Origin of the sequence: Terriglobus albidus, from assembly GCF_025685425.1 — a bacterium.
In the GTDB taxonomy this organism is placed as follows: Bacteria; Acidobacteriota; Terriglobia; order Terriglobales; family Acidobacteriaceae; genus Terriglobus; species Terriglobus albidus.
Genome location: NZ_JAGTAS010000058.1, coordinates 760,774 through 779,528 on the forward strand (window position 1 = coordinate 760,774; position 18,755 = coordinate 779,528).

The following is an 18,755-nucleotide window of genomic DNA, read 5'->3' on the forward strand; positions in this document are numbered from 1 at the left end:
CCAGCAGGCCCGTTTCGATAGAAAAATAGTTTCGAGATGAACGAGACGGTATTTGAACCGAATGCCGACCGTCAAGAAAAATCGTTTCGATTTATGCGCGTTAAATCGCCTGAATAAATTGAGACGTCTCGTATTTACAGGGGATTCTGGCAGAGCGATCTCATCGAAGCGCTATGACGGAAGGGCGTGCTCGATCTTCTCCATGCGGCAGGCCACGATCGCGATATGGGAGCTCTGACTGAAAAAGTTGGCAGAATCCGACCCTTTGGACTGGCTAACGCCCGCTATCTTCGCAGAGCTTTCGTCGACGTCTCCGCAATCTCTTTCATCAGAAACACCGTCGCCTGTGGGTTGTCGTTGTAACGTTCACAGGCCACAAAGCCTCTTCGCTGATAGAGACCGATGGCAACGCGCAGATCATCTTTGCTGTCGAGATAGATCCGCTTAAATCCCCGGCTCCTCGCAAAGGCCTCCTGCGCATCGAGAAGAGCATGCGCCACACCTTTGCCGCGAGCGCTCGGTTTGACGTAGAGCCGCTTACACTCCGTGGCGCCCGGCATGGATGGCAGGCTATGAAGATAGGCGCATCCCACAATCTTTCCGTTCAGCGTGGCGATCCACACGCCGGCATCAGGATCGTTCACGATCTCGCCCACGGACTCAGGCGTGTCCCGCACCATCACACCCACTGCCTCGTAGTACTCCTGCAACAGATCAAGCACTTCTTCGGTGACCTCGCTCAGGCGCTCGACCTGCACCTCGGAGCTCTTCTGCGCGGTCAGCAGAGAACGCACGACGCCGAGTGAGGTGACCAGCCTCTCCCGCTCCTCTCGGCTCAGGCCCTGCAGCATCTCCTCGATCTGCTTCTCCGATTGCCGGTTAAGCGCGGCCATCTTCTTCTCTCCGGCTGGGGTCAGCGAGAGCAGACGCTCCCTGCTGTCGGCCTTCGACACCGCCTGCCGCACAAGCTTCCGCTTCGTCAACGAAGCCAGCAACCGGCTGATATAGCCCCTATCCAGACCCAGAATTCCCCGAAGATTCGATGCCGTCAGCCGCGGATTCGCCCAGATCTCGTACAGCATGCGCGCTTCCGTGAGCGAAAACTCGCCATCCAGATGCCGCTGCCGCAACAGACCCAGCCGGGCTGTATAGAAACGATTGAAATCGCGGATGGCAAAGATCTGGGTTGCATCGCTCATGCATCTGACCCTAAACGAAAATAGTTGCTTTAAGCAACTAAGATGCCTTCCCGAACTGATCCCGTCAAAAGATATTCCGATCACACCCAAACGCCGATTTTGCCGGCGGCCGGTAGCCCGCTCGGGCGGAATGGAATACTCTTCTGTGGCAGGCTCCGCGACACCCTTGCTGCGCGGCAAACACTGTCCTTACTGCTCGCGACCGAAACGACGCCGGAGCTTAGCCTGGAGGTGGGTCGATGCTGACGATCACTGTCAATGGAAAGAAGCGCGAGGTGCACTCCGCGGAAGATACACCGCTTCTCTACGTTCTTCGCGACGAGTTGGATGTCACCAGTCCTCAGTTCGGCTGTGGTCTGGCACAGTGCGGAGCCTGTTCCGTACTGCTCGACGGCAAAGAAGTTCGCTCCTGTATTACGCCTGCCGTAGTTGCTGCCGGAAAGGAAGTCACAACTCTTGAAGGTCTGCCTGACCGCTGGGCAAAGCAACAACACCTCTCCCCCGCACAAGCTGCAAAGACACTGCACCCGGTGCAAGAGGCCTGGATCGAACAGCAGGTTCACCTCTGCGGCTTCTGCCAGAACGGCATGATGATCAAAGCCACCGAACTGCTGGAAAGCAAACAGAATCCCTCCGTCGAGGAGATCAAAGACACCTTCACCAATTCAGGGCCGTCGCCACACCTATGCCGCTGCGGCAGCTATGTTGCCATCATTGAAGCCGTCCGCTTTGCTTCGACTCTCATGGCGAAAGGAGGCGCGCAATGATCGGATTTACAGAACAGACCACCGATGTCTATGGAGCACAGCTCAGCCGCCGTGGATTTATGAAAGCCGGCGGAGCGCTGATGGTCGGCTTCGGCCTGCTACGTTCCGGCGCCGCCGAAGCAGCCGCAGCCAACACCAGCCTTCGTGCCTTTGACGCTTCCCTTCCAGGCTCGTGGATCGAGATCCGTCCTGACAATACCGTCCTCTTCCGTACCGGCAAAAGCGACTTCGGCCAGGGCACCATCTACACCGCATACCGTCAGATCGTGGCCGAAGAACTGGACCTTCCCTTTGAGGCCATCACCACCGTTGTCTCCGGCGATACCGATGTCACTGCTGACGGAGGCGGGACCTTCGATCTTCTCGGTCACGGCTCGCCTAATATCCGCAAAGCCGCGGCTTACACCCGCCAGGCGATCCTGCAGCTCGCCTCGGAGCATCTTGCAGTCCCAGCTGATCAGCTCTCGACGCATGACGGCATGGTCTCCGGAGGCGGAAAACAGGTCCGCTACGGCGATCTGGTAAAGGGTAAGGATCTGAAGCTCACCATCCCTGTCAGCGGCGACCTCACCAGCATCATTGGACTCGCGGTCGGCGGAAACCCACCGATGAAACCGGTCAGCAGCTATAAAGTCATCGGCAAGTCATACAAAAACAGCATCATCGCCGAGAAGGTGAAACACCAGGAGCCGTGGGTCACGAACGTCAAGCTTCCGGGCATGCTGCATGCACGCACCATTCATCCACCCACGCTGGGATCACGCCTGGTCTCCGCCGGGAAAGTCGACAAACAGAAATATCCCAATGCACAGGTCATCGTGAAAGGCGATCTGGTGGCGGTTGTTGCGCCGACCGAGTGGGAGGCGATCCAGGCATCGGGACAGGTCGCGGGCGCCACAAAGTGGACCGAGTGGAAGGGGCTTCCCGGCAAGGAGAAGCTATACCAGTATCTGCGCAACGAAGCAGACTGGAATGCCACCCCAGTTCAGAAGAGCCGCAAGAGCGCAGGCGATGTTGCCTCCGGCATGAAGTCCGCGGCTAAGGTACTGAAGGCCACCTACGAACTGCCCTACATGAAGCATGCGCCAATCGGTCCCACGGTCGCTGTCGCAGACTATCGTCCTGACGGCGTCGTTACCGTGCATACGCATACTCAGAATGCGCAGGCACTGCGCGGTGAGCTTGCTATGATGCTGGGCGTCAACACCGGCAAGGTCATCGTCAAGACCTACGCCGGCGCCGGACATTATGGCCGCTCGAACGGAGGCAACGCCGGAGCCGAGGATGAAGCCGTCCTTCTCTCCAAAGAGTTGGGTAAGCCCGTACGTGTTCAGTGGATGCGCAACGACGATATCCAGTGGTCCACGCAATCTCCGGCTGCCTTTACCGATATCAGGATCGGCCTTGACGGCAATGGCCGCATCGTCGCGTACGAAGCCGACCACCACCAGCCCGCCGGGCAGGACGATCGCCCGATCGGAGCCGTACTTGCAGGCCTACCCACCATGCCGGCCCCCTCGGAAAAGGGCGGCATGCTCACCAGCATCGCCAACGGCAGCGCGGATCCCTGGCAGTACGACGCCGTACCGAATCTCGAAGAGCGTTACCACGGCACCTTCCAGATCGGCCAGAAAGCGTCTCCGCTCGCCATCGGCCTGCGTGACCACAGCATGCGCACCCCGACGCAGTACCAGCAGAACTTTCCGCGGGAGCTCGCTATCAGCGACGCGGCGGCATTAGCCGGCGCCGATCCCCTTCAATTCCGTATCGACCATGCGAAAGAAGAGCGCCTGATTCACGTGCTGCAGCGGCTGCGCGAAGAGTCCGCATGGCAGACACGTCCGTCTCCGCAACCGGCCGCCGCTTCCACCGGCTCTACTCCTGTACGCGGACAAGGCGTCTCCGTCATGTTCCGCGGTGGAGTCTACTGGGCCTGCGCCTGCCAGATCGCCGTCATTCCGGCAACGGGAGACGTCAAGGTCGAGAAGTACACCATCGTCGTGGATCCCGGCATCGTGGTAAACCCAGAGCAGCTCAAGCGGCAGATCGAAGGCGGAGCCGTGATGGGCATCAGCCAGGCACTCTACGAAGAGGTCGCATTCAATGAAAGCGCCGTCACCGCAGCCGACTGGATCTCATATCCCATCCTGAAGATGAATGAGATTTCGGAGATCAAGGTTGTGCTTCTCAATAATCCATCTGTGGGCAGCTATGGACAGGGCTCGGAAGCGGCCAACGCGCTCGCATCTCCAGCAATTGCAGCGGCTGTCTTCGACGCAACCGGGAAATCGATCCGCCGCCTTCCGCTACGCTCTGTTTACGTCAAAGAGCTGTTGAAGGCGTAGTTAGGAAACGCGTAAGGGTGGAAGCCGTGGTTTTTAAGCCACGGCTTCCACCCTAAATGAATGGGATTTTAAGCCCGGCATTTTGGGTGCGTGGCAATCAGCGGGCGGAAACCCGCCGCTTCTACCCCCTGCTTGCACCGGGAACTCTGAATCCCATCCCACCCATCGCGATGCGATGGATGGGGCACCAATTCTGAGGTAAGGAGAATTTGGGTGCCCCATTCATGCGAAGCATGAGTGGGATATTCGAGCGGAGCTCGAACCAGGCAGCATTGGCTGAGCGAAGAACGTGCGGTAGCCTAGCCTGAAAGACAGAGAAAGCCTATTTAATTTTTTTTAAGCTTCAATCAGCCGACTGAAGAGGCGGCTCTCACCCAATCACCACGGGCGGCCTCGTCAACGCCACCCCCGTCAGCACAATCCACAAGGGAACGAACTCGACCGTATAACGCGGCTCGGAGTTATCGACGGTTAACAACAAGGCACACCGCAGAACGCCATACGCCAGCATGGCCAAGAGGATTGGGCGTAGCTCGGGCCGCGTCTTCAGCCTCCATGCCCCAACGGCCGCAAACACGATCAAAACCAGATTCAACGTGCCTAAAAATAGAGCCCGTCCAAATTGCAGTGGGGACGACTCACTCCATCGCCACCACCGTAGCGGGCCGGGGAGCCAATCCACGCGCGGACGCAGCAGCATATTCCCTAGGCGCGCGATGGGCAACAGCAGGTAGTAACGCACCGGGTGCGCTCGTACACGCTCCTCCGCCAGAGCGGCGAACCGGGCATCCACCTCGGGCGAATTCCGCTTGGTCTGGTTGTAGAGAGCGAAGACCGCCGCCGTCTCGCGATACTGTTTCGGCGAATCGAAGGCGCGAGTCGGCAACGTCGCAAAGTCCAGGGCATCGCCGTCGTAGTCCCAATAGATATCTTCCGTCGACGCGTAATCGATCGCCCACGTCCGATACCATCGCTGGAAACCATATGGGTTAGGCTCTCCCGGATCGTTCGCGTAACGCGGCGCCAGCGGTTGCAGCACATGGAAGACACGGTAGTTCCGGATCGTCCATGGAACCAAGGGAAGCACCACCAGCAAGGCACATGCAGCTGTCGGAACAATGGTCCCTTTCACCTGGGGCAGCCGGAATCCGCGGCCCACCAGCATCGCCGGTAAGACCGCTGCCGCCAACAGCCCTTGATCGGGCCTTAACAGAATGGCGTAAGCCAGCGCCGCACCCAGCACGACGACCCAGCGCCACTGTGGAGTATCGAGCCAACGCTGCAACACCCAGAAGGCCAGAACTGTACAGAAGAGTGTTAACGTCTCCGTTAATCCGGCAGCCGTAAACTCTGCCATGAAGGGACACAGCGCAGCCAGCCATAATGCCGTTATCGCCGCCCTCTCGCCGGCAAAACGCCGCGCGAGCAGAGCCAGTAAACCGCAGGTCATCAGATCAAACGCCACCTGCACCCACAGCGCCGCACGCAGGTTATCCATGCCGAAGAGCCAGAAGCAGATCCCTAGGAAGATGGGATATCCAGGCAGCCGGATCAGAGTTGGCCGAACCCCAAATTCCTGGGTAAACCCATAAACGCCGCGCGTCATCCAGTTACGGATCACCTCCGCATAGAGCTGGGGATCACCCTGCAACTGTGGGTAATGTCGGATACAGTACGCCCGCAACAGAGCGCCGGCAAAAAGGGCGACGATGGACCAAAACAGAACTCGGCCCCTTGGGTTTGTCATCAAACGCATCATACTGTGCCAGGTTCGCAATTCAGTTCTAAGATGAGGCATAGAACGTACTTACGATGACGAAACCTGTCTTTTACGATCCGCAACGACGGCGCTGGAAACGGCTGCGTCGCATTCTCGACGTCTGCGCGGTCGTCGGCAGCATTCTCATCGTGTTTTTCATCATCGGCCTGGTGCGCATCCGTCCGCTGCCGCAACTGCTCATCGAGTCTCCCAAGCGGAACTATAAGTCGCTGTCTAACCCTCCGGTCCCTGAGCTGACGCCCAGAGAGCGTGCACAGCTCAATGCCCATCGCCGCACCACGCGCAAACCTTCAGATATCGCCTTCAACTCTGGCGAAGGTCTCCGCGCGGCCTACTATGTCGACGACGATCCGGCCAGCTATTCCTCACTGAAGCAGCACATCCACCAGATCGATCTGCTCTTTCCCGAGTGGCTGCATGCCATCACACCCGACGGCGCACTCACCGCCTATACCATCGATAACCGTCCGTTCTCTGTCGTAGATAAGGCCGGAGCGGTACATGCTGTTGATCACGAAAACAAGATCGTCCGCACCATCACCCAGGCGCGGGAAGACACTGAAATCTTTCCGCTGCTGAATAACTACGACACCAAACGCGGCGGCTTCATTCCCGAGATTGGCCAGCTCCTCAATAGCCCTGAAGCCACGGCCAATCTCGTGCAGCAGATTCACACCTTTCTTGCGGCCAATCCGCGTTACCGTGGTATCTCGCTCGACTTCGAAGAGATTCCCAGTGACGCCCAACCCGGGTTCCGGGCTCTGGTAGCGGCCCTTTACGCAGACTTCCATCCACACAGCCTGCGGCTCTATATCAATGTGCCGGTCGGTGACGACGACTTCGACATGGCCTATCTGGCCGCGCACTCAGACGGTCTGCTGCTGATGAATTATGACGAGCACCAGACCGAGAGCAAGCCCGGTCCCATCGCTTCGCAGGAATGGTTCGTGCAAAATCTGCAGGACATCCTGAAGAAGGTTCCCAAGGAAAAGCTCATCTGCGCCCTCGGTTCCTATGGTTATGACTGGTCCACGACCATGCCCGAACCGGTGGACAAGAAGCACCCGCATCGCAAGCCACCGCCCCAGAAGGTCGTGAACACGATCAATCTTGCAACGCAGGAAGCCTGGCAGGAAGCGGTCGACTCCGAGGCAGAGGTCGTTCTTGATCCAGACACGCTGAACCCGCACTTCGCCTACGACGATGTCGATGCGAAGATCCGACACGAGGTCTGGTTCCTCGATGCTGTCACAGTAGTCAATGAGATGCGGGCCGCCCGCGAGCTCGGTCTGCAGACTTATGCTCTCTGGCGCCTGGGAACGGAAGATCCATCGATGTGGAAGATCTGGGACCAGCCCAATCGTTCTAATCCGGTTAAGGAGCTGGCGGACGTACCTCCCGGCAACGGTGTCGATACCGAAGGAGACGGCGATGTCCTCAAGGTCACCCGCACCATGCAGAACGGCCTGCGCACGGTGAAGATGGACGACGACAACAAGTTCATCGCCCAAGAGACCTTCCAGAGGTATCCACTTTCCTACACTGTTCAGCAGTACGGCTACCACCCGAAGCGGGTCGCTATTACCTTTGACGATGGACCCGACCCTGACTGGACGCCGAAGATCCTCGACATCCTCAAGCGGTACAAGGTACCTGCCACCTTTTTCCTGATCGGAGAAGAGGCACAGGAAAATGTCGGCCTGGTCAAACGGATCTACCGTGAAGGCCACGAGATCGGCAATCACACCTTCACACATCCTGATATCAGCGAAATCTCGAAGAGCCAGCTTGACCTGGAGCTCACGCTCACGACTCGTCTCTTCGCCAGTAAAGTCGGCGTGCAGCCCCTCTACTTCCGTCCGCCCTATTCCATCGATCAGGAGCCGGATACCAACGATCAGGCAGCTCCTGTGGAAGATGTGCAGAAGCTCGGTTATGTGATCGTCGGCAACAAGATCGACACTAACGACTGGGATGAGCATCCGCGCAAGACCCCGGCGGAGATCACACAGAGCGTCTGGGACCAGATCGAAATGATGGAGCAGAAGCCGTGGATGCGTGGCTCCATCATCCTGATGCATGACGGCGGCGGGAACCGCCAGCCGACCATCGACGCTCTTCCCGTTCTCATCACGGCGCTTCGCCAGCGCGGTTATGAGATCGTCCCGGTCTCTCAATTGCTGGGCAAGAGCCGCAGCCAAGTGATGCCACCCATCACAGGGTTCCGCCAGCGCTGGCAGGCATTCGTCGATTCGGTGATGTTCTCACTCTTCGGCTTCTTCAATCACTTTGTCGTCGCGGTCTTCTTTGTCGGCGACATCCTGATGACCGCACGGCTCATCATCATCGGTCTTTTCGCCCTGATTGACCGCTTGCGCAAACGCAAGTTGATGGCCGGCGAGGAATACACCCCGCGCGTCGCGGTTCTGATTCCCGCCTACAACGAAGAGAAGGTCATCGCCCGCACCATCCGTTCGGTGATGATGTCGAACTACAAGAACCTTTGTATCGTGGTCATCGATGACGGTTCAAAGGACCGCACCTCCGCCGTTGTCCGCGAGACCTATCCGAAAGAGATCGAAAGCGGCCGTCTCACGCTGCTAACCAAACCGAATGCCGGCAAGGCCGAGGCTCTCAACTACGCGCTGCAACAGATCGACGAAGAGATCTATATCGGTATCGACGCCGACGGCGTCATCGCCCACGATGCCATCTCACGCCTGGTGCCACACTTTGCCAATCCGAAGATCGGCGCCGTGGCCGGCAATGCCAAGGTCGGCAATCGCGTGAACCTGTGGACACGCTGGCAGGCGCTTGAGTACATCACCAGCCAGAACTTCGAGCGCCGCGCGCTGGACCTCTTCGATGTCGTCATGGTGGTTCCCGGAGCCATCGGTGCATGGCGCACCCGTGCCGTGCAGGATCTCGGTGGCTACCACGCCAACACCGTCGCCGAAGATGCCGACCTCACCATGAACCTGCTCGAGCAGGGCTACTCGGTGATCTATGAAGATCGGGCGCTTGCCTTTACTGAGGCTCCTGAGAATATGCGCGGCTTGATGCGCCAGCGATTCCGCTGGTCCTTTGGCATCCTGCAGGCCGTCTTCAAGCACATCGGAGCCGTCAGACATCACCGTGCTATGGGTCTTTTCGCCCTGCCCAACATCATCATCTTCCAGATCATCCTGCCCCTGCTCTCGCCACTGATCGATCTGATGTTCATCGCCAGCATCGTGCATTATCTGCTGGACAAGCACTTCCATCCGGAAGCAGCCTCCAATGCCAGCTTCCTTAAGCTGCTGGCATTCTTCGTCACCTTCATGGTGGTGGACTTCGCCGCGTCAGCGCTTGCTTTCGCGCTTGAACGTAAGCATCCCGCCAGCAAGGGCGACGGCTGGCTGCTGGCGCACATCTGGATCCAACGCTTCAGCTACCGCCAGGTCTTCTCGATTGTGTTGCTCAAGACCATCAAGCGCGCCATCGACGGCAAACCCTTTAACTGGGACAAGCTGGAACGCACCGCTCAGATGTCGGTCGAAACGGAACAGCTGACCAAAACATAACCGAAGGAACGATTCAACCATTCAACGATTCAACCATCGGGGCCATCTGGCCCTGCCCAACTTCAAGCGATAAACTTAATCTGTTATGTCGATCCTTGATCTGCCCCCGTTTAAGAACGAGCCTTTTGTTAATTTCAACGATCCGGCCGCAGCGCAACACATGCGCGAAGGCCTCGAAACGGTAGCAGGACTCCTCGGCAAAGAGTACGACCTCATCATTGGCGGCAGACACGTCACAGCCTCCGAAAAGATCGTCTCCGTCAATCCCGCGCGCACCGGGCAGGTTGTCGGCATTCATCAGCGCGCCACCGAGCAGCACGCCGAGCAGGCGATGCAGGCAGCGCAGGCGGCATTCCAAACCTGGTCCCGTCTTCCCATGGAAGATCGTGTCAAAGTCCTGCTCCGCACTGCACAACTTGTACGAGCACGCAAGTTCGAGTTCTGCGCCTGGCTGACGTACGAGGTCGGCAAAAACTGGACGGAAGCCGATGCAGACGTGGGCGAGACGATTGACTTCCTCGAGTTCTACGCCCGTGAAGCGCTGAAGCTCGACCAGTCCACAACCCCGATCCAATATCCCGGTGAGCGCAACCGGCTCCGCTACATGCCTCTCGGGGTCGGCGCCGTGATTCCGCCGTGGAACTTTCCCCTCGCCATCATGGCGGGCATGACCGTTGCCGCGATCGTCTGCGGCAACACCGTCGTTCTTAAGCCCTCGGCGGATGCTCCTACCATCGCCGCACGCTTCGTTGCCGTGTTGGAAGAAGCAGGCCTGCCCGACGGAGTTGTAAACCTGCTGCAGGGCGAGGGACCCGAGGTCGGCCGTGCTCTCGTCGACCATCCCCAGACCCGCTTTATCGCCTTCACCGGCTCGAAGGCCGTGGGTCTCGAGATTCACGAGCGCGCCGCCAAAACCCAGCCCGGACAGAAGTTCATCAAGCGCACCATCCTCGAGCTGGGCGGCAAAGACTCTATCATCGTCGAAGCCGACTGCGATCTCGATGCGGCGGTTGATGGCGTCATCGCATCAGCCTTCGGATTCAATGGTCAGAAGTGCTCTGCCTGTTCGCGCGTCATCGTCAACCAGGCTATTTATGACACCTTCACTGACAGGCTCCGCGAAAAGGTCGCTACCCTCAAGACGGGCGATCCCGTGGAGAACGTCTATACCGGTCCGGTCAGCAGCCAGCGCGCCTTCGACCGCGTAATGAGTTATCTCGCTATCGGGAAAACGGAAGGCAAACTGCTTCTGGGCGGGAATGCTATCCCCACCAAAGAAAACGGCTATTACGTTGAGCCCACGATATTTACTGATGTTGCACCAACCGCGCGCATTGCACAGGAAGAGATCTTTGGCCCAGTGCTTGCCGTGATCAAGTCGCAGGACTTCGACGATGCGCTCTCCATCGCCAATAACACCGAGTACGGTCTGACCGGAGCCCTTTACTCCAACTCTGCCGCCAAACTCGACCGTGCCCGCGTGGAGTTCCACGTCGGCAACCTGTACTTCAACCGCAAGTGCACCGGCGCGATGGTCGGAGCGCATCCTTTCGGCGGTTTCAATATGAGCGGTACAGACTCCAAGGCGGGCGGAGCAGACTATCTGCTACTCTTCACGCAGGCAAAGTCGATTGCTGAAAAAGTGCAATAGAGCATTGATAGTCACCGCAGTCTAGAGCAGTTCTCCTGATACTTCGCTCTACATTCTTAGGAGAAATGCTCTGGTACATTTCCCAGTTGCTGGGTATCCCGGAAGAGGAGTGCAGCGGTGTTTTCATTGCGGAAAACGCCCATGGATGCGGAATCCCTGCACTACACTTACAGGGAAATGCTGTGACGGAAATTCCCCCGAGCGAGGAGGGACAGGAGCCGTGGCCCGCGTTCTCTGCGTAGATGATGAGTCGGAAGCTCTGCTTCTGAAATGCGCCATCCTGGATCGGGCCGGTCACACGGCTATCCCGGCGCCCTCAGTCACACAGGCGCTGGCTCATCTGCGAGCCACGCCCTTCGATGCCATTGTGATGGACTGGCAGCTTGGTACAGAAGACGGTCACCTTCTGCTGCAGCAGATCAAACAGCTCTCTGCAGCTCCAGTGATTGTCGTCTCCGGATATGTCTCCCGGGCCTTCCAGTCCTCGGAACCAACTGCCGACATCTATCTTGAAAAACCGGTCGACCCTTCAGAGCTGGTCACCATCCTGGAAACGCTACTCCGCCCTTCAGCGGAAGGAGCCACGCTTGCAAGCTAAGAGACGGCCACGCCCTCGACCACATGATGGTGGATGGCGAACAGCGCCAGTTCCAGGCGGTCCGAAACGCCGACCTTACCGTAAACACTGCGCAGGTAGTTCTTGACGACCTGCTCCTTGGTGCCTAGCTGGTTGGCAATGTCCTTGTTACGGCATCCCTGAACGATAAGACCAACGACCTGCATCTCGCGCGGCGTGAGCTTCTCGCGGACGAGGTGGCCCATATGGTCCTTCTGCACTCCGGTCTGTTTCGTCTCCGGAAATACCCGCTGACCGCGGGTCACCCGGCGTACACACTCCACCAACGCCTGGCCATCCACGTCGCGGTGCACCACACCAAAAACCCTGGCACGCATCTCCGGTGTCGGCTCCTCGCCCTTTTCCAGGACCAGAATCAGTCGGCTACCCGACTCAATGACTGCGGCGAACAGTGCCGGGAGGTCACTGCACATAGACCGGCCCACCAGAACGATTGATGCGCGGAACGTGCGCACGGACTCCATCAACCGTTGTTCATCGCCACACTGCGCCACGATGCGAGTCTCGTCATCACGGACTAAAACCCTCGCCATTCCCGCGCGGAAAATTGCCTCGTTGTCTCCCAGAATCAGCCGGACCATCAGTCAATACCTCTCGATAACTCTCTCGTCACGGCTTATCGGCACGCTCGCCGCCCTCGCAAGCGGTGTCTGGAAACGGAACACATCTTGCATTGCGCACATCTTGAGTTGCAACCTAAATTTTGCGTCCCGGCGGCTGTGGAACGAATCTAAATGCCGTCGCGAAGCTAGACTCAACGGTATGCCCAAACCAATCATCCTCGCAGTCGACGACGATACCAGCGTTCTGGAAGCGGTAGTCCAGGATCTTCGCCGCCATTACGGGCAGCAATACCGTATCCTGCGAGCCGCCTCAGGCAAAGCAGCGCTTGATACGGCCGAACAGCTCAAGGAACGCGGTGAGCAGGTCGCACTCTTCCTCTCCGACCAGCGCATGCCCGGCATGACCGGCGTCGAACTGCTGGAAAACGTTATCCCCCTCTATCCAGACGCCAAGCGCGCCCTTCTGACCGCCTACGCCGATACAGAAGCCGCCATCCGGGCGATCAACTCCGCCAAGATCCACTACTACCTGAATAAGCCTTGGGATCCGCCGGAAGAGAAGCTTTATCCCGTGCTGGACGATCTTCTGGAAGCCTGGCAGCAGGGCTATAAGCCTGCATTCGAGGGACTTCGGGTCATCGGCACCCGCTGGTCACCTCAGGACCACGCCACCCGGGACTTTCTCGGTCGCAACCATGTGCAGTATCAATGGCTGAATCTGGAACAACACCCGGAGGCCACCAAGCTCCTGGAAGAACACAAGCTCGACGCCAAAAACCTGCCGGTGGTCTGCTTCGGTAACGGGGACTTTCTGGTACAGCCGTCGCAACTCGAACTCGCCCAGAAGATCGGCCTCCGTACCCAGGCTGAGCAGCAGTTCTACGATCTGGTCGTCATTGGCGCCGGTCCTGCCGGTCTGGCGGCTGGCGTCTATGGAGCCTCAGAGGGGCTTCGCACCCTGATCGTCGAGCCTGAAGCCCCCGGTGGACAGGCGGGTTCCTCCTCGCGCATCGAGAACTACCTGGGCTTCCCCCAGGGCCTCTCCGGCGAAGAGCTGGCCAAGCGGGCCACCCTGCAGGCCAACCGTCTTGGAGCCGAGTTCCTCACGCAGCGTGCTACCTGTGTTCGCAGCGAGAACAACTACCACATCATCACCATGGCCGATGGCAACGAGGTCACCTGCCACGTCTGCCTGGTGGCCACGGGCGTCTCCTACTGCAAGCTCGACGTCCCTGGAGCTGATCTCTTCACCGGAGCAGGGGTGTACTATGGCGCTTCCATGAGTGAGGCCATCTCCTGCGCCAATGAAGAGGTTTACATCGTAGGCGGAGCGAATTCTGCCGGTCAGGCTGCCATGCACTTCTCCAACTACGCCGCTTCCGTACGGATGCTGGTTCGTGGCGGGGGCCTGGAGAAGTCGATGTCCAAGTACCTGATCGACCAGATTGCCTCTCGTCCGAATATCACGGTTGAAACCCAGACCGAGATCGTCGGCTTCGATGGCGACGGGCATCTTGAGTGCATCACCGTAAAAACTCCGAAGGGCGAAGAGAGGCGTTCTACCTCTTCTGTCTTTATCTTCATCGGCGCCGCACCCAAGACCGATTGGCTACCCTCCACCGTTCTGACCGACGATCGCGGCTTCATTCTGGCCGGTCCGGATCTTCCCTCCGACCTGAGGGCAAAGCTCAAGATCGACCGCGATCCGTACCTGCTGGAGAGCAGTGTCCCCGGCATCTTTGTCGCCGGGGATGTTCGCCATGGCTCCGTCAAGCGCTGTGCCTCCGCCGTTGGCGAAGGCTCTATCGCCGTCCAATTCGTTCACCAATATCTCGCAAACCTTTCTCGATGATGATTGATCTAACCCAGACCGTGTCGCTCTCACCCGCCGAAGTTGCTGAAAGACTTCGCGCGCTGCCTGTCTTCTCCACCCTCTCCGAAGAGGAGCTGACCTGTATCTCGGCGGCTCCTGTCGTGCATGTCCCTGCGGGGCAGATTCTTGCCCAGCAGGGAGAGAAGCTGACGCTGTTCGGCATACTGTTACAGGGTTCGGTCCGTGGTTACTATCACTATGGCACCAAACAGGCACAGACGATCTCGACCCTCGAGCCCGGTGCGGTTATGGGCGAATACGCACTCATTACCCAGCAGGCCATCCCGGTCACGGCCGAGGCTGTGGAAGACTGCCTGATCCTTTCCTACAGCGAGGAGGAATTCTGGGGCCTTATGGCTCGCTGCCCCGCCATGCGCAGCTTTATCCTGAGCCAGTTGAATGAGCGGGTACGGGGCGCACAGCACCGCTCCATTCAGGAGGAGAAGCTCGCCGCTCTGGGTACACTCACCGCCGGTCTGATGCACGAGCTGAACAATCCCGGCGCCGCCGCCAGCCGCGCAGCCAGCCAGCTACGAAGCAACCTTCGCCTGATGCATGAGCTAGGCAAGGCATTCTCCCGGGAGCACGATAAACGGGAATTTGAATGCGTCTGGGCTCTGCAGGAACGTGCCTTCTCCTCTGAGCGGCCGCAGTGCATGAGCTCGCTGGAAGAGGCGGACGCAGAAGAGGCGCTGGCCGAATGGCTGGAATCGAACAACGTTCCCAACTCCTGGGGTCTGGCTCCGATTCTTACCTCCATCGGCATCACCACCCACGACCTGGATTGCCTGAAAGCCGAAGCGCTGGAAGATGGTAAACACTCGATCGAAAACATCATTGCCTGGCTCGCCTCCATGGTCAGCTCCATGCAACTGGTAGGCACTATCGAAGAGAGCATCACCCGCATCACCGGCCTCGTCAAAGCAGTAAAGACCTACACCTACGAAGGCAAGAGCGGACAATCCATAGACCTGAACGAGAGCGTGCATGCCACGCTCATTCTTTTGAAGCACAAGATCTACGAAAAACAACTCAGCATCAAAAAGAGCTTTGCCGGCGGCCTTCCTCCTCTCTCTGTCCACGCCGCGGGTCTGAACCAGATCTGGACCAATCTCCTCGACAATGCCATCGATGCCGCTCCCAGCAAGGGCGGTGAGATTACCGTCAAGACCGGAGCCAACGACGGCCGCATCTTTGTCACCATCGGAGACAACGGAGCCGGCATCGCGCCGGAGGACCAGGGCAAGATCTTCGAGACCTTCTTCACCACCAAGCCCATGGGGGTTGGCACCGGACTCGGGCTCGGTATCGCACAACGAATCGCCGAACAGGCGGGCGGCACCATCAGCTTTACCTCGGAGCCGGGCAAGACGGAGTTTACCGTCAGCTTTCCCATCAAGCAGGAGTCGAAGTAGAGCCTTTCCTGAGACGTCCGGACGACGCCTGTAACCTGCTAACCGATTCCGCGTCCAATGCGAGGAGGTCAACTGCCATGCGCAAACTTTCACGAGTTCTGGCGGGTATGCTTGGCGTACTCACGCTTACCGCAGGAGCCGCTACCAAGCAGCCCATTCCCGCGCCGACTCACGATGTCGCCCTCGCTACCACCCATGGCCGCCAGACCGCCGTTTTTGCCGGCGGATGCTTCTGGGGCACACAGGCTGTCTTCCAGCGCCTGAAGGGCGTACTGCACACCACCGCCGGATACTCCGGCGGCACCAAAGAGACCGCAAACTACGGCCAGGTTGTCACTGAGACCACCGATCACGCCGAGTCGGTTGAGGTCGTCTACGATCCCGCGCGCATCACCTACGGCACCTTGCTGCGCATCTTCTTCTCCGTAGCGCACGATCCCACACAGCTCAATCGCCAGGACAACGACATCGGCTACTCCTACCGTTCGGCCATCTTTTATGCCAATGAGGAGCAGCGCAAGCTGGCCGCCGACTACATCGCCCAACTGGATGCGGCGCATGTCTTCCACGGGAAGATCGTTACCAAGCTCTCTCCCCTGCAGGCGTTTTATCCCGGAGAGGACTATCACCAGGACTATGCCCTCAAAAACCCCGGCAATCCCTACATCCAGGTATGTGATCTGCCGAAGATTGCAGCTCTGAAGAAGCAGTTCCCGGACCTATTCGTCGAGTACAACGGCCACTACCAGCAGTAAGAGCACGCAGGAGAATGGATTTCCAACCGTTTTCCTGCGGCTTTTTTTTCGTCTGTCCCGTCATACCTCCACCACGCAATAACATCTGTTTTTCTTCTGTGGAGGTTGTATGTTTCGCAAGCCCACTCTGCTTCTGGCAGGTCTGCTGACTTTCGCCAGCGCCGCTATCCACGCTCAAATGCCTGGTCCTGGAGGCCCCGGCGGACCGCAGCAGCCACCACCGCCTCCGACTCCCGGCGCCAAACTGGATGTCATTACCGAGGGCTCATCCGCCAGCTATCGCGTGACCGAACAGTTTGTCGGTGTGGCCTTTACCAATGAAGCCATCGGCACCACAAACCTGGTCTCCGGGACGCTGATCATCAAGGCTGACGGAACAGTCGATCCCAGTTCCAAGATCACCGTCGACCTGCGCGGCCTGAAGAGCGATCAGGACCAGCGCGACGGCTTTGTCCAGAACCGCACCCTGGAGACCGCAAAATACCCCACCGCGGAATTCGTTCCCACCAAGGTGACCGGCCTCGATAAGCTGATTCCCTCCGCCGGGCAGGCGGGCATTGCCCTCACCGGCAACCTGACCATTCACGGCGTGACGAAAGAGGTGACCTTCCAGGGCATCGCCACCTTCAATCCGCGCGACAATATGGTCGCCGGCCGAGCCAAGACAATTCTGACCTTCGACCAGTTCGGCCTCAACCCGCCGAAGATCGGCCGTCTGGCCAGCGTCGAAAACAAGATCGACCTGGAACTCGCCTACCGCTTCAAACGCAGCCTGCCGTAAGGGAAGAACGAGATAAACGAAGGTCTGGGTCTCCCGGACCTTCGCCGTTTCCTATTTTCCCCAACCCGGGTGCCCCACCCTCACAACGTTAAGGTGGGCAAGGAAGCCACAAAATTTTAGTAAGCCCGTGTTACCGGTTCCACGTTTGTCGGAATTTATGGGTAACCCCGCCCACCCTAACTCCGTGAGGGTGGGGCACCCGGTAGGGATGAATCCCCTACAAAATCCCCATCCTCTTCGCTGTTCCGGTCAGGATCTCCAGCGCCCGATCCAACTGAGCCTTTGTATGTTCACTGGAAACAATCGTCCTCACCCGCGCCTTTCCTTCCGGAACCGTCGGAAATGCAATCCCTGTCGCCAGCACCCCAGCCTCGAATAATGCCTTGCTGAACTCCATCGTCAGCTTGCCCTCACCGATGATGATGGGCGTAATCGGAGTCTCGCTGGCGGGTGTAGTCTTTCCACCTACATCGAAGCCCGCACTCGTAAGCTGCTGCTTAAAGTAGTGTGTGTTCTCCCACAGCCGTTCGATCCGTTCCGGCTCACTCTCCAGCAGATCGAAGGCCGCAATACACGTCGCCGCGACTGACGGTGGATGCGATGTCGAAAACAGAAAGGGCCGCGCACGGTGGTAGAGATACTCAATCAGATCGCGCGATCCGCAGACATATCCGCCGAGAGCGCCGATCGCCTTCGACAGCGTGCCTACCTGCACATCCACCCGCCCATGACAGTGGAAGTGATCGATAGAGCCACGCCCATTGCGGCCCAGCACGCCGGATGCATGCGCATCGTCCACCATCATGATGGCGCCATACTTCTCCGCCAGATCAGCCAGCTTATCGACAGGCCCAATATCGCCATCCATCGAAAAGACACCGTCGGTGATCACCAGCTTGCGGCCGGGTTCGTTTTGCACTTCCTGCAGTAGCTCTTCACAGTGAGCGACATCCTTATGGCGAAAGACCTTGATCTTTGCCCGCGAGAGCCGTGCTCCGTCAATGATGGAGGCGTGGTTCAGCTCGTCTGAAAGGATGAAATCTTCTTTGCCCAGAATCGAGGAAACAGTTCCGGCATTTGCCGTGAAGCCCGACTGAAAGACAACGCACGCCTCCACATTCTTGAAGGCAGCGATCTTCTCTTCAAGCTCAAGATGGATCTTCATCGTGCCGGCAATCGTGCGCACCGCACCCGAACCAACACCATACTTCTCGGTCGCTTTCAGTGCAGCTTCCTTCAGCTTCGGATGATCGCAAAGACCGAGATAGTTATTGGAGGCCAGGTTGATGACCTCGCGGCCGTCGTAGACACTGACCGGCCCCTGCTCTCCATCGAGTACACGCAGCTTGAAGTAGGTTCCGCGCTCTTTCAGCTCATTCAGCGCGGCGGTCAGATGTGCAAGTTGAGGACGTGTCTGGCTCATGCG

General features: G+C 58.5%; 13 protein-coding genes. 9 read left to right on the plus strand and 4 right to left on the minus strand.

Annotated elements, in window-relative coordinates; all coding sequences use genetic code 11:
- Positions 1 to 284: 284 nt before the first annotated feature.
- Positions 285 to 1,199: a bifunctional helix-turn-helix transcriptional regulator/GNAT family N-acetyltransferase gene (locus tag OHL21_RS22285; protein WP_263419508.1), complete on the minus strand. Its 915-nt coding sequence runs from the start codon at positions 1,197 to 1,199 to the stop codon at positions 285 to 287.
- A gap of 239 nt (positions 1,200 to 1,438) precedes the next feature.
- Between OHL21_RS22285 and OHL21_RS22290 the strand changes: the two genes are divergently transcribed.
- Together OHL21_RS22290 and OHL21_RS22295 are read left to right on the plus strand one after the other, a co-directional pair.
- Entirely contained in the window at positions 1,439 to 1,966 is a 528-nt protein-coding gene (locus OHL21_RS22290) for a (2Fe-2S)-binding protein (RefSeq protein ID WP_263419509.1), read from the plus strand.
- Positions 1,963 to 4,311 (plus strand): xanthine dehydrogenase family protein molybdopterin-binding subunit, encoded by a 2,349-nt coding sequence (locus OHL21_RS22295; protein WP_263419510.1) that lies wholly within the window; start codon positions 1,963 to 1,965, stop codon positions 4,309 to 4,311. Before OHL21_RS22290 ends, OHL21_RS22295 begins: the two co-directional genes overlap by 4 nt.
- A 370-nt stretch (positions 4,312 to 4,681) precedes the next feature.
- Here OHL21_RS22295 and OHL21_RS22300 read toward each other — a convergent pair whose 3' ends face one another.
- Positions 4,682 to 6,058: an ArnT family glycosyltransferase gene (locus OHL21_RS22300; RefSeq protein ID WP_263419511.1), complete on the minus strand. Its 1,377-nt coding sequence runs from the start codon at positions 6,056 to 6,058 to the stop codon at positions 4,682 to 4,684.
- A 65-nt stretch (positions 6,059 to 6,123) separates the two neighbouring features.
- Here OHL21_RS22300 and OHL21_RS22305 point away from each other — a divergent pair, with 65 nt between their 5' ends.
- The 3 genes from OHL21_RS22305 (at position 6,124) to OHL21_RS22315 (ending at position 11,903) form a co-directional block, all read left to right on the plus strand.
- Positions 6,124 to 9,654 (plus strand): polysaccharide deacetylase family protein, encoded by a 3,531-nt coding sequence (locus OHL21_RS22305; protein WP_263419512.1) that lies wholly within the window; start codon positions 6,124 to 6,126, stop codon positions 9,652 to 9,654.
- A gap of 85 nt (positions 9,655 to 9,739) precedes the next feature.
- A complete protein-coding gene (gene pruA, locus OHL21_RS22310) occupies positions 9,740 to 11,305 on the plus strand; it encodes an L-glutamate gamma-semialdehyde dehydrogenase (protein WP_263419513.1) in 1,566 nt (521 codons plus the stop codon).
- 220 nt (positions 11,306 to 11,525) lie between these two features.
- On the plus strand, positions 11,526 to 11,903 hold the full coding sequence (locus tag OHL21_RS22315; RefSeq protein WP_263419514.1) for a response regulator: 378 nt from the start codon (positions 11,526 to 11,528) through the stop codon (positions 11,901 to 11,903).
- Here OHL21_RS22315 and OHL21_RS22320 read toward each other — a convergent pair.
- Positions 11,900 to 12,475: a helix-turn-helix transcriptional regulator gene (locus tag OHL21_RS22320; RefSeq protein ID WP_263419515.1), complete on the minus strand. Its 576-nt coding sequence runs from the start codon at positions 12,473 to 12,475 to the stop codon at positions 11,900 to 11,902. The genes OHL21_RS22315 and OHL21_RS22320 overlap by 4 nt on opposite strands.
- Positions 12,476 to 12,704: 229 nt before the next feature.
- On the opposite strand from OHL21_RS22320, the gene OHL21_RS22325 reads away from it, so the two are divergent.
- The 4 genes from OHL21_RS22325 to OHL21_RS22340 all read left to right on the plus strand — a co-directional run bounded on the left by OHL21_RS22325 (position 12,705) and on the right by OHL21_RS22340 (position 17,329).
- Positions 12,705 to 14,357, plus strand: a complete 1,653-nt coding sequence (locus OHL21_RS22325; protein ID WP_263419516.1) for a response regulator — start codon at positions 12,705 to 12,707, stop codon at positions 14,355 to 14,357.
- Positions 14,354 to 15,793 (plus strand): ATP-binding protein, encoded by a 1,440-nt coding sequence (locus OHL21_RS22330; protein ID WP_263419517.1) that lies wholly within the window; start codon positions 14,354 to 14,356, stop codon positions 15,791 to 15,793. The genes OHL21_RS22325 and OHL21_RS22330 overlap by 4 nt, the downstream gene beginning before the upstream one ends.
- Before the next feature lie 77 nt (positions 15,794 to 15,870).
- Entirely contained in the window at positions 15,871 to 16,548 is a 678-nt protein-coding gene (gene msrA / locus OHL21_RS22335) for a peptide-methionine (S)-S-oxide reductase MsrA (protein ID WP_263419518.1), read from the plus strand.
- Positions 16,549 to 16,657: 109 nt separating this feature from the next.
- The gene (locus OHL21_RS22340; protein ID WP_263419519.1) at positions 16,658 to 17,329 is read left to right on the plus strand and encodes a YceI family protein; all 672 of its coding nucleotides are present in this window, start codon (positions 16,658 to 16,660) and stop codon (positions 17,327 to 17,329) included.
- 217 nt (positions 17,330 to 17,546) lie between these two features.
- On the opposite strand, the gene OHL21_RS22345 is transcribed toward OHL21_RS22340, so the two are convergent.
- Positions 17,547 to 18,752 carry a glycine C-acetyltransferase gene (locus OHL21_RS22345; RefSeq protein ID WP_263419520.1) on the minus strand — a complete coding sequence of 402 codons (1,206 nt, stop codon included), beginning with the start codon at positions 18,750 to 18,752 and terminating at the stop codon, positions 17,547 to 17,549.
- Between the last annotated feature and the right edge of the window lie 3 nt (positions 18,753 to 18,755).